Here is an 11,998-nt window from a genome sequence, read left to right on the forward strand (position 1 = left end):
TATAACACTTTATATGCCGGAAAAGTTTTACTGTTTAGTCTGCAAACTGATAAATCATCATATGAAAAGAAAACCTGTTTCCATAACCACTCTCTTTTTTAACTTCAAAAGCGTACTGATGCAAATATAAGATCCGCTTTACAATGGATAGCCCTATAGTGGATTTGGAAGGCTTCTTAACGGTATTGTTTTCTTCAGACGCGTTCAGCCATTGGATAAGATCATCGGGTAAAGGAGGGCCTTCATTTTCGATCGTAAACACCAGCTCCCCATCCGTTCTCTCCAGCGTGATACGGATCTTACCCTCTTTGGGCGTATAACTCACTGCATTCACCACCAGGTTCTGAATTACTCTTTCCATTAAACGTATGTCCGCATTAATCCACGATGCATCTGTACCGTTTATGCATTCAATCTGTATCTGCTTTTCAGCAGCGCTTAATGCAAATGCTTTCACCAGTTCCTGCAATACCTCAGAGAAAATGAAAGGCTCTTTCTGGAATTCGAAAGCAGCAGATTCCATTTTTGACAGGTCGAACAACTGCCTTACCATATTCTCTACCTGCTGGATCTTTGTGATGATAAGACTGATATATTCCGTTTGTTCCTGCTCACTGATCTCTTTACTTTCTCTCTTGATCAGTAATGTTTCTGTGTACCCCCTCGCTACAGATAACGGAGTACGCAAATCATGTGATATATTTACGATGAGGTTTTTCCTTTCCTGTTCAGAATTGGTAAGGCGATGGATATTATACACCAGCTGATCGGCCATCTTATTAAATGATTGCGCCACCATTCCCATCTCGTCTTTTTCACTGATATGAAGCCTGGCTTCAAAGTCGCCGTTCTGGAACCTTTCCAGTACACGGATCATCTTGGTAAATCTTTTTTGTAAATTGTTTACATATAAAAATCCGGCGCCGGCAGATATGATGATGATAAAGATAAATGCTTCTAAAGCAAGATTGCCGACATGACTTTTGTACAACATCTGCGTCGCATTGCGATACTCACTGCTGCCAAAGATGACGTAGATATAACCCAGTTTCCCTGTTTTGCCATTTACCACTGCGGCAGAGAATATCTTTTCATTGTCAGGGTCCCGCGGATCATCGTTTTTGATATACAACCTGCCGCCGGAAGCAATATATCGGCGAATGTTTCGCAGCGGTATATGCCAGCGTTTGATATCTTTGGGAGAAGCATGGAAATACATCACCGTGCCGGTGGTATCCAGGAAATACACTTCTGCACTGGGACTGATCACCATTGCATTCTGGAAAACGGAATCAGCTTTCTGTTTATTCAGGCCATTATCTTCGAAGGGAGAGGTGAATGTAGCAATATGTGCAGCTACATCTTTGTTCAGTAACTGTGTACTGGCCTGGTAGAAGTGCATGGCAGCCAGGTAGGTAATAAGAATAAACAGTGCACCCAGGGCCGCTGTTAAAGTAAATACCATAATGGTAATCCGTCTGAATATACCGAAGTGTCTTTGTTTCATTCTGAAAATCTGTAACCAATGCCCCAGGATGTTAAGATATATTCCGGCTTGCTGAGGTCTGGTTCTATTTTAATACGCAGCCTGTTAATATGTGCTGTTACGGTGTGTTCATATCCTTCAAAGGCAAAGCCCCATATCAGTTCCAGTAATTCAAAGCGACTGAATGATTTACCGGGATTGCTTGCTAATAAGTAAAGCAGGTCAAATTCTTTAGGTGTAAGATCTAAACGTTCATTCCTGATAGTTGCTTTTCTTTTTACTTTATCAATATGAATATCTTTAAAGCGGATTTCTTCAGGAGTATCAGGATCTTCCGGTTTACTTTGTTCTGTACGGCGCAGCAGGGCTTTTGTGCGTGCCATTAATTCAAGTATGCTGAATGGTTTTGTAATGTAATCATCTGCACCTAATTCAAGTCCCTGTACTTTATCAGCTTCTTCTCCCAATGAAGTAAGCATAATGACAGGCGTTCCACACTCTTTCATTCTTAGTTGTTTTAATACTTCCCACCCGCTGATATCGGGTAGCATAATATCCAGAATGATCAGATCGTATTTCTCTGTAGTAGCAAGTACAACCGCCTGTTTCCCTTTTTCGCAGGAAGTAAGATGATAAGCGGGCGCATTAAAATGAAGATGCAGCATCTCTGAGATCTGTTTATCATCTTCCACTAAAAGAATTTTTTTCATAGTCCTGTATAATAGTCATAGCCCTGTTCTGCCCAGTAATCAGGCGGACGTTCATTGCTGAATACCATACTCCCGATCCTTTTCAGGTGTTTCACACCATATTTCACGGGTATGATCAATCGCAACGGGTATCCGTTTTCCACGGGCAATGGCTGTCCATTCATCTCATAACAGAGTAATGTCTGCGGATGCATGGCACTTGGCATATCGATACCTACATAGTAGTTTTCATCCGGGGTGGAAAGTCCTACGTATTGCATCTTTGCATGATCTTCCAGATGATAGTGCATGATGAAGTCGCTGAACTTTACACCTGCCCAGTGGGATATCTGTTCCCAGCCTTCTATGCATTTAAAGTCAAAGGTAATATCTGTTTTGGGTAATGCTTTTAAATCATTGAGAGAGATGTGCAGTTCCTGGCCGGATTGTTTTGTGACCAGCAGTTCCCAGTCGGGTCCCGGCGCTGTATCAATGCCTATGTCGCCATTTTGTCTTACTTCTTTTGCCCCCATGGAAGCGGGGTATGTTTTTACTAAATGTTTAGGATCAAAGACCTTTCTGAAAGCCAGTTCTGTTTTATTCAGCGCGGCCCTCAGGGGTTTCCTGGCCCCACCGGTGATACCTGCCACTTCTTCCGGAGCATTGTACAGCCATCTCCATGAGCCGTAAATACCAGCATATAGTACTGCAAACCCTGCAAAGGAGATGATGTTGCGTCTTTTGATCCTCTGCTCAACAGTCAGGGTTTTCCTGCGGAAAAGGTGCTTTATTTTCATGGCTGTTCTGTTACTTCAAATCCCGAAATGACTGACCGGAAATTATTCCATCCGGCCAGGATGACCTGTACGATATGTATCACAAAAAACAAGACGTAACCTATCGTTAAAAGAAAGTGTTCTATTCTTGCCGCGTAATATCCGCCGCATAACCAGCAGAGCCAGTTAAACTGCACTGGTTTGTAAATAGCGAGCCCTGTTATGAATGAGCCTATGCCCATTAGTATAATAGCGCTGTAAGCAATGCGTTGTGCTGCATTGTATTTTTTTTGCGGCGGAATGGTTTTACGGATGTGGAGGTCGTGCAGTAATACCAGCCAGGCTTCTTTAAAGGAATGACGGTTAGGAACGAGTTCCCGCCATTCTCCGGAAACAAGGGTGTATAACACATACATCACCCCGTTAATGATAAAGAACCACATGAACAGGAAGTGAAAGGCCATCCCTTCTGCCAGGCGGAAAGGAATATTAAATAACTTGTAGAACCATTCCGGGAAGAGGATGGGGAGCATGGGGCTGGCCCAGTAAATAAGTATACCACTCCAGATCATGATAGTTAAAAGGGGAAAATTGATCCAGTGGAACCAGCGCATTGCTAACGAATGCTTTTCTTTGATTGTTTTCATTTGACAATCTATATATAGTAATGTACTGATTTTTAACGAAGTAAGGTTAATTGACGGAAAAAGATCTCACAGAAGTATAACAATTTTATATCTGCGCAAAAAGTCTGCGCAGATACACTTGCATATTTGTACCATGAAAACGAACAAAATAACAGCAAAGGATTTAATGTCTGCAGGATATAAGGAAGGAAAGATATTAGGAAAGGCATTATCAGTAGCGGAACAGTTACTGAAAGATATGGACGGTGATACCGTGATATCAATGCTGACAGCAGTGTTGGACGATGTGTATGATGGTGAACTGAGTGAGCTGCGTGATATGGTCCTGGAAGACAGAAAAGTAGCTGATATAATTGTGCTGAAAGAACAGCCTGATAAGTTTGCGATATATGGTGAGGATAATATCGACGCTGGTGCAAAGGCGCAGATGGCAATTGCGATGGCATTGCCTGTTTCAAGGGCTGGCGCTTTAATGCCTGATGCGCATCAGGGATATGGTTTACCGATCGGCGGTGTACTGGCTACACATAATGCGGTAATTCCTTATGGGGTAGGTGTGGACATCGGTTGTCGTATGGCATTATCGATCTTCGATATTCCTGCAATACATTTCGATGAGAACCATGACAAATATAAACGTGAGCTGATTGCCCATACACGATTTGGTGCAGGTCATGGGTTTTTAAAGAAGGAACGCGCCCAGCATGCCGTGCTGGATAATGACGCCTTCAACATGACTCAGTTCATCAGTCAGTTAAAGGATAAAGCTTATTCACAACTCGGTACTTCCGGTGGGGGAAACCATTTCGTGGAATGGGGTATTATTGAATTCTCTGAGCGTGATGAAGTGTTGAATATCGACAAAGGTAGTTATGTAGCATTATTGACACATTCCGGTTCACGTGGTATGGGAGCGCAGATTGCAGGGCATTATACACGACTGGCAAAGGAAATCTGTAAGTTGCCACAGCATGCTGTGAACCTGGCCTACCTGGACATGCACTCTGAAGCCGGACAGGAATACTGGCTGGCCATGAACCTGGCGGGTGATTACGCCTCTGCCTGCCATGATATTATCCACCAGAAACTGGCAAAAGCGATGGGGGGTACTCTGCTGGCCAAAGTAGAAAATCACCACAATTTTGCCTGGAAAGAGAAATGGGGAGGAGAAGAGGTGATCGTACATAGAAAAGGGGCTACTCCGGCCGGGAAAGGGGTGATGGGGATCATTCCGGGCTCTATGACTGCACCGGGGTTCCTGGTGCGTGGAAAAGGGCTTGAAAATGCGATTAATTCGGCATCTCATGGGGCGGGCCGATTGATGAGCCGTACTAAAGCCATCAGCAACATTACAAAACAGGAGATGTCTGCGATACTGAAAGAGAATAAGGTGACGCTGATAGGCGCAGGGCTGGACGAAGCGCCAATGGCATACAAAGATATCAACGTGGTAATGGATGCCCAGCAGGAGCTGGTGGATATTGTGGCAAAGTTTCAGCCACGTATCGTGAGAATGGCAGATGACGGAAGTAAAGAAGATTAAAGCGGTATCACTTTTGTATGCTTTACTGTGTTAATTCCAGAGACATATGAAAAATAAGCAGACACAAGTAATAGTAAGACAACGTATCCGTAAGGAATGGTTTTATGTGGCACCGGGTGTATGGGGTATACAGGACAAAGTCGTGAATGTATACCTTGTACATAACCCACCCGCTAACAACTGGGTGTTGGTAGATACCGGCTTTCATTCCACTGCCGCAAAAATAAAAAGAGTAGCTGAACAACTTTTCTGGCCACAGGTAACACCTTCCGCTATAGTGCTTACACATGGACATTTCGATCATACCGGCAGTGTTATCAGATTGTCCGACGAATGGGATGTTCCTGTATACGCACATTATCTGGAAGCGCCTTATCTCTCCGGGCGTTCTGCTTATCCTCCGCCAGACCCTTCCGTTGGTGGCGGAGCTTTCTCCTGGTTATCCTTTCTCTATCCGCGTCAGCCGCTGGACCTGGAAGGAAGATTACTCTTATTACCTGAAAACGGGAATATACCTGGTTTAGATGAGTGGAAATATATCCATACTCCGGGGCATGCTCCGGGCCATATAAGCCTGTACCGTGAACGCGATGGTGTATTGCTGGCAGGAGATGCATTCGTCACTACCCGCCAGGAATCATTGCTTTCAGTTCTTACGCAGGAGAAACGTTTGTCTGGTCCGCCTAAATACTTTACTTACGACTGGCTCGCTGCTGAAAGGTCCGTTAAAACACTGGCAGCGTTAAAACCTTTGCTGGTAGCTTGTGGTCACGGACGACCCATGGAAGGCAAAGAGCTGAAAGCATTAAACAGTTTAGCAGAAAACTTTAAGAAGGATGCAGTGCCTGTTTCAGGCAGATATGTAAATGATCCGGCAGTGGCTGGCATCGGTGGCGTGGAATATTTACCCAATGCGAACAATAAGAGAATAATATTGCAGGCGGCGGCTGCACTGGCAGTTATAGGAGTGGGGATATTTCTGATAGACAGGATAAAGAAAAGCTTATGATCTTTTGATTGGCATTTTTTTTAATCCTTCTTATTATGCACTAAATCATGTTTGTTATGAAAACGCGAATCGATAAATATTTCATTTTACAGGTTCCACTCTTGTAGAAGTGAAACCTGTGAAAATGAAATCCCTGTCCATTGAGTGTGCAAATTACAACCCATCCATAGAACAGGAAAGAGTAGTTACGCGTATTTTCATGCGTAGATATACGTATTCAATTCATATATCATATAAAGTAGTTGAATACTTTAATATATTTAAATATATGTCTCCGGTAGCTGTCATGGATCGGACTTTCCCGAAATCTTACAAATTTCATGAGTGCTGATACTCAGTATACTAAACAGTTCTGGCTATTATTGGCACAATTTTTAATATTAGGTAATTCATAGTTATTTTAAAAATGCCAATTGTTAATTGCCAAACGTAACATTAGAAATGCCAGCAAGAGTTATTCTGTACAGCGTATTTGCCATCACGTTATTATTTGCCTGTAAAAAGGATGATACATCCCCTATGCCGGGATCTTGTTTTGCGGACAACATTACATTAACACAAACGGAGTTTATTGACTATGCGGGTGCGCATAGCATATTCGTTGCAATGGATGCAAAGAATACTTCTTCAAAAGATTATGATGTGAGCAAAGGAGCTAAACTGGTGAATATGAAGATTGTTATTACAACTACAGATGGTGCACAATACGAAACACATATTGGTCTTACAAAAACGTATATCCCTGCAGGCACTTCCACCTCTGCCATTATCTATGCAGAATATGGCGCTGGTAAAACTTACCAGGATTATAAAGTGATCACTTCCTGCGATTAATTATTTCGCTGCCCCAATGATAATATCTGTTACCTGGAAGCAACTACGCGCAGGTTTCTTTTCTCCCGGTACTATTAATTTATAAGGCCCCTTTCCTTCAGGTAAAGGTTTACCGTCAACCGAATCAGCTAAGATTACTACCCTGTCTGTAAAATTATTATCCAGTTCTGCTAAAGAGAATACTACTTCGTATCCGTCTGCACATTTCACCAGCATATACTTAGCGAGGTTTTTACCACGTAACTGCGCACCGGTGGTCACGCCTGCACTATCCAGTATCTCCGATACGGCTATACCTGAGTAACTATGGGCTTTGCCATCATGGTCATTAGCACTGGCTGTTACTCTTGTCATTTTTACCAGATAAGCGGGGGTTAATTGTAACGCATGTTTTACTTCTCCCTGCACTTTTACCTGTGCCTGTAAAGTATGTGAAGCAAAACAGGCAATAACAGCCAGGCAGCCATATTTTATAATCATAGAGATATTATTGGTCCTAAAAGTAGCCGAAAAAGGGTAAAAGGAATAATGTTGCTTTTTGTATATACTTAATTTGTTGATAGACAAGTATAGTATTGTCAGTTGATAAAAGAGTGCTGATTGAGCTTGTGCAGATACAATCTTAAATCCTATATCCCTTCATCACTGAAAGTCCATTCCTTCGGCATTCTTTCAGCATTCCTATATCGTTTGGATATAGGAATGCCGGTAGAATGCTATAGGAATGCTATAGGAGTGATAAAGGAATGATGATAGAATGCTAGTACTAGCGCGTGTTTTGCTCCTGTTAATTTGCTGTTTTTAATAAATTCTTAAAATAAGTGTAAGTTTCGGGCAGGTAGTGGTACTAATGAATAAACACTTGCAACATGAAAATATATATCTGTCTGAAAACCATTGTTATCTGTATAGTCCTCATCATCACTGGTTTTACTTCTTCCTTTGCCCAGCAGAAAAAAGGGCTGCTTTGGGAGATTTCCGGTAAAGGTATGTCCCATCCGGCTTATTTGTATGGTACTATTCATATGTATGATACATCGGCATACCGTTTACCTGCCGCTCCTTTCGCCATTCTTGATAAAGTGAAAAAGGTATTTTTTGAACTGGATTTCGGTCATATTGATGCTGCTGAAATGATGAATGCCATGTACATCACCGATAGTACACAATTTATTGATAAACTATTGGATGCACCATCCCTGGCAAAGCTGAAACCATTAATGGCCGCTTCCCCCATATTGCAGATGCTGGGCGATAAGGCATATGCCATAAAACCCATTCTTTTATGGAGTATCATAGCAGGAGGTGATGGTAAAACGCCGTCTATTGATATGGAACTGTATAAGGCTGCTATCGCGAAGAAAGATGCGGTAGGCGGACTGGAAACTGTGAAAGAGGAAATGGATGCGCTCAATACGATCAGCATTCCGGCACAGGTACAGATGTTAAAAGATGCTATTCTGAAAGATATTTCTCCAAAGGAAAGTCTGGCCAGACTGACTGCCGTCTATACTAAACAGGATATTGAAAACTTAATGGAGGACCTGAGCGAAGGTGCGATGGTTGATGCCAATTTCAATGAGTATCTGCTGGTAAAAAGGAATATTGTGATGGCTGACAGGATAACTCCTTTGCTGGGTAAAGAGCCAGTATTGTTTTGCATGGGCGCCATGCATCTGGGAGACAAAACAGGCGTGATCGCATTACTGGAAAAGAAAGGATATACCCTGAAGAACATCCCTTTTAATTTTGAGAAGAATGACTAAAGCTGAATTTCTGGACCATACTATGCCGCACCAGGGAATCATTTATAAAGTTGTCAATATTTATGCGGAGTATAAAGAGGATAGAGAAGACCTGTTACAGGAGATCTGGTTGGCTACACATAAGGTCCCTTTATACTGGATGCTGGGTGCGATCCTGTTGTCCGGCATAAGCTTTTATTATTTGAACGTATGGTATCTGCATAAAAGGTTTGGGAAAAGAATGCTGGAATTAAAGTTACTGATCGCAGAATTTAATGAGCCGGACAATTGATTGTCCGGCTTTTTCACCTCTGAAAATGAACAGTTGGCCTCATTTGTTTGTTTTCAAAATGAAAAATCCGGAAGTTGCGGGGGCATATGTTCAAAAAGGGGGGCAAATATTTACTATACCATGTATTGGGGAGCATCGCGTTCCTGGTATTACCGTTACTATTATCTCCAAGGCCACCGGAAGAAGTAGGCTTTTGGTCGCGTCCCACTATCCGGGATTTTACAGGAAATCTCCTGATGTTATTCGTTTTTTATCTCAACTATTACCTGCTTATTCCGGCATTTTATTTTAAGAAAAGGTATATCAGCTATGCGTTCTGTATGCTTACGGCATTGCTGCTTATTTGCTTGTTACCCTCCCTTATTACAGGTGTTGTACCCTGGAGTGATCATCAGCCCATGCACCTTGCTGATGGGATGCCGCCAAGGCCTGCCGGTAGTCGCTTCGCCGAAGAGATCAGGCATCAGGTTTTTCTCTTTTTCATCGTGATCCTGTCTTCCGCCTTACTCAGGGTAAGGGAGCGCTGGTTCCAGGCTGAAACAGCCCGTTATAACGATGAACTCACCCATCTGAAAGCACAGATCAATCCTCACTTTTTATTCAATACCCTGAATAGCATTTATTCCCTTGTCCTGGCCAAAGACGATGGCGCTCCTGATGCCATTGTAGAGTTGTCGGAGCTGATGCGGTATATCATTAAAGATGCAGATAAACATGAAGTATTGCTGGAAAAAGAGCTGGCTTATCTCAATAATTACATTGCTTTACAGCAATCCCGTCTGGGCAGGACAGTCAGCATTGTGTATGAGACAGATGTACTTCCCGGAGCTAAAATGATAGCCCCGTTGATTATGATCTCTTTTATAGAGAATGCATTTAAGTATGGGGTAAATCCCGATAAGGAATCTGTGATTACGATCCGATTACAATTGAAACAGAATATATTCAGTTTATTTGTTGTCAATAAAAAAGTGACAAGAGCGCCCGTGGATGGAGATGGGATAGGCATAGAAAATACGAAAAAGCGCCTGCAACTGTTATATCCTTCCAGGCATGAGTTACAGATAGTGGACAATGATATTGATTTTTCAGTGAACTTAATAATGCATCTGACATGATAAAGGCAATTGCGATAGATGATGAGCCACCAGCGTTGCAGGTGCTGGAGCGTTATTGCAGCAGAACAGATCTGATCAGTCTGGAACGGGTATTTACCAGTACTGTGGAAGCGCTCAGATACCTGGAGAAACATGTAGTAGATTTGCTATTTCTGGATATTCATATGCCGGCCATTTCGGGAATCGATTTTTATAAGTCCTTGTCCAGGAAGGCGATGGTAATTTTTACAACAGCTTACAGCGAATATGCAGTAGAAGGATTTAATATGAAAGCGGCTGATTATCTGTTAAAACCATTTCAATACCCGCGTTTCTTACAGGCCGCCATGAAAGCAAAGCATCAGTTTGATTTATTACAACAAAGTGCGGATACCGGGTTAGAAGGATATTTAGTCGTACATTCAGGTTATAGTCTGTTACAAATAGCATTATCTGATATTCTTTTTATCGAAGGACTGGATGACTACCTGAAGATTCATTTAAAAAGGCAGCAGCCTGTAACGGCCAGGCTTACACTGGATGATATTTTAGCACAATTACCGGCAAATCATTTTGTACGTATACACCGATCGTACATTGTTTCTCTTAGTAAAATAAATAGGTTACAAAACAGGATTCTCACCATTAATGGGGAAGAAGTAATCGTCGGAGCAAATTATGAGCAGAATTTTTTAAAGTACTACACGCAATTATGAAAGAAGCGTTATTACACATGTTATTCGTAGGAGTGGTACTGTTTGCCGCTTCCTACCTGAAAAAAGACAATAATAGAGGCACAACAACAGGGCTGGCTACGCAGGTGCAGACAAGCATTGACAGTAGTTTTCAACGCAAGGCTGATGCTGCACCCGCACTGGCGCTGGTGCGGGATACCATTAAACTGCCGCGCCGGAAATAACCAACTCCATCTGAATATCACAGCGTTCATACGGAGTGCTATGCCCTGCTATCTTTCAAAGCCCCCACTTCTGATATCGGTGAATAACCGGTTCAGGGCCGTATTGCTTTCTAAGTAAATCGTACGTAATTTTAATGCCTGTGTTTTTCAGACCCTTTTTTAATAAATGCTAAATAAATTAGCATGATCCTCATGTTAAGCCAGATTTTCATATCACTAAGTTCGTTCAGGAAAATATAAGTGGTACGGATTAATATAATGACGTAATGGAGGGAAAAAATAATTATAATAATTAATTTTTAATGATTAATTTGATAATCAAAGGGGGCTGATTTCACCTAAGCCAAAATCGATCAAAGCAGCTAATCAACCAGGGCCCGGTGTGCCTGTAATTTATATCACGATATTCTTGTTCCATGAATCACAATCCAGATACAGAGCTGGTTGAGCGATTGAAGGCAGGAGACGTATCCGCGTATGATGCTTTCTTTTTGAAGTACTACAAGTTGTTATGTCTGAATGCATATTGGTTCCTGCACAATGAGCAGGAAGCAAAGGATATTGTTCAAACGTTCTTCCTCGACATATGGGATAAAAAGTTATATCTTGGTTTTAACGGAGATGTAAAGGGGTACCTGCACACAGCCGTCAGGAACCGCTGTCTTAATTATATTAAGAAACAGAAAGTCTACCTGGAAAAACAGGAGACCTTCTCGCATATGCAGGAAGATACCTTTACGATTAACACAGATAGCATTCCCGATTACTATAAACAATTGCGCGCCTCACTAAATGATATGGGTGGACAAAAAAGAGTAGCTATTCAAATGGTATATTTACAGGGCAAAAAATACCAGGAAGCAGCAGATGAGATGGGTATCAGTATCAATTCCTTCAAAACGCATCTCAAAAATGGATTGAAGGTATTGCGTCACGCATTTAATAATAAAGACCATTAACC

Annotated in this window: 14 protein-coding genes; 9 read left to right on the forward strand and 5 right to left on the reverse strand. The window is 42.1% G+C overall.

The window, feature by feature from the left end; all coding sequences use genetic code 11:
- Positions 1-34: 34 nt before the first annotated feature.
- Genes GO495_RS04245 through GO495_RS04260 form a run of 4 tightly spaced genes read right to left on the reverse strand, consistent with a single transcriptional unit; the run spans position 35 to position 3,598 of the window.
- Entirely contained in the window at positions 35-1,507 is a 1,473-nt protein-coding gene (locus GO495_RS04245; protein ID WP_157298430.1) for a sensor histidine kinase, read from the reverse strand.
- The gene (locus tag GO495_RS04250) at positions 1,504-2,196 is read right to left on the reverse strand and encodes a response regulator transcription factor (RefSeq protein ID WP_157298431.1); all 693 of its coding nucleotides are present in this window, start codon (positions 2,194-2,196) and stop codon (positions 1,504-1,506) included. Before GO495_RS04250 ends, GO495_RS04245 begins: the two co-directional genes overlap by 4 nt.
- Entirely contained in the window at positions 2,193-2,972 is a 780-nt protein-coding gene (locus GO495_RS04255; RefSeq protein WP_157298432.1) for a molybdopterin-dependent oxidoreductase, read from the reverse strand. The genes GO495_RS04250 and GO495_RS04255 overlap by 4 nt, the downstream gene beginning before the upstream one ends.
- Positions 2,969-3,598: a cytochrome b/b6 domain-containing protein gene (locus tag GO495_RS04260; RefSeq protein ID WP_157298433.1), complete on the reverse strand. Its 630-nt coding sequence runs from the start codon at positions 3,596-3,598 to the stop codon at positions 2,969-2,971. The genes GO495_RS04255 and GO495_RS04260 overlap by 4 nt, the downstream gene beginning before the upstream one ends.
- Positions 3,599-3,731: 133 nt before the next feature.
- On the opposite strand from GO495_RS04260, the gene GO495_RS04265 reads away from it, so the two are divergent.
- The 3 genes from GO495_RS04265 to GO495_RS04275 all read left to right on the forward strand — a co-directional run bounded on the left by GO495_RS04265 (position 3,732) and on the right by GO495_RS04275 (position 6,984).
- Positions 3,732-5,141: an RtcB family protein gene (locus GO495_RS04265; RefSeq protein WP_157298434.1), complete on the forward strand. Its 1,410-nt coding sequence runs from the start codon at positions 3,732-3,734 to the stop codon at positions 5,139-5,141.
- Positions 5,142-5,187: 46 nt separating this feature from the next.
- Positions 5,188-6,150, forward strand: coding sequence for an MBL fold metallo-hydrolase (locus tag GO495_RS04270; protein WP_157298435.1), 963 nt, complete (start codon positions 5,188-5,190; stop codon positions 6,148-6,150).
- A 441-nt stretch (positions 6,151-6,591) separates the two neighbouring features.
- On the forward strand, positions 6,592-6,984 hold the full coding sequence (locus GO495_RS04275) for a hypothetical protein (protein WP_157298436.1): 393 nt from the start codon (positions 6,592-6,594) through the stop codon (positions 6,982-6,984).
- Here GO495_RS04275 and GO495_RS04280 read toward each other — a convergent pair whose 3' ends face one another.
- Positions 6,985-7,464, reverse strand: a complete 480-nt coding sequence (locus GO495_RS04280) for a molybdopterin-dependent oxidoreductase (RefSeq protein WP_157298437.1) — start codon at positions 7,462-7,464, stop codon at positions 6,985-6,987. It lies immediately after the preceding gene.
- Between the two features lie 389 nt (positions 7,465-7,853).
- Here GO495_RS04280 and GO495_RS04285 point away from each other — a divergent pair, with 389 nt between their 5' ends.
- The 6 genes from GO495_RS04285 (at position 7,854) to GO495_RS04310 (ending at position 11,996) form a co-directional block, all read left to right on the forward strand.
- The gene (locus GO495_RS04285) at positions 7,854-8,750 is read left to right on the forward strand and encodes a TraB/GumN family protein (RefSeq protein WP_157298438.1); all 897 of its coding nucleotides are present in this window, start codon (positions 7,854-7,856) and stop codon (positions 8,748-8,750) included.
- The gene (locus tag GO495_RS04290) at positions 8,743-9,021 is read left to right on the forward strand and encodes a hypothetical protein (RefSeq protein ID WP_157298439.1); all 279 of its coding nucleotides are present in this window, start codon (positions 8,743-8,745) and stop codon (positions 9,019-9,021) included. The genes GO495_RS04285 and GO495_RS04290 overlap by 8 nt, the downstream gene beginning before the upstream one ends.
- Positions 9,022-9,107: 86 nt before the next feature.
- A complete protein-coding gene (locus GO495_RS04295; protein ID WP_157298440.1) occupies positions 9,108-10,139 on the forward strand; it encodes a sensor histidine kinase in 1,032 nt (343 codons plus the stop codon).
- The gene (locus GO495_RS04300) at positions 10,136-10,834 is read left to right on the forward strand and encodes a LytR/AlgR family response regulator transcription factor (protein ID WP_157298441.1); all 699 of its coding nucleotides are present in this window, start codon (positions 10,136-10,138) and stop codon (positions 10,832-10,834) included. Before GO495_RS04295 ends, GO495_RS04300 begins: the two co-directional genes overlap by 4 nt.
- Positions 10,831-11,037, forward strand: a complete 207-nt coding sequence (locus GO495_RS04305) for a hypothetical protein (RefSeq protein WP_157298442.1) — start codon at positions 10,831-10,833, stop codon at positions 11,035-11,037. Before GO495_RS04300 ends, GO495_RS04305 begins: the two co-directional genes overlap by 4 nt.
- Before the next feature lie 416 nt (positions 11,038-11,453).
- Positions 11,454-11,996, forward strand: a complete 543-nt coding sequence (locus tag GO495_RS04310) for an RNA polymerase sigma factor (RefSeq protein ID WP_157298443.1) — start codon at positions 11,454-11,456, stop codon at positions 11,994-11,996.
- Positions 11,997-11,998: the final 2 nt, after the last annotated feature.

The sequence above is a fragment of the Chitinophaga oryziterrae genome, from assembly GCF_009758125.1.
In the GTDB taxonomy this organism is placed as follows: Bacteria; Bacteroidota; Bacteroidia; order Chitinophagales; family Chitinophagaceae; genus Chitinophaga; species Chitinophaga oryziterrae.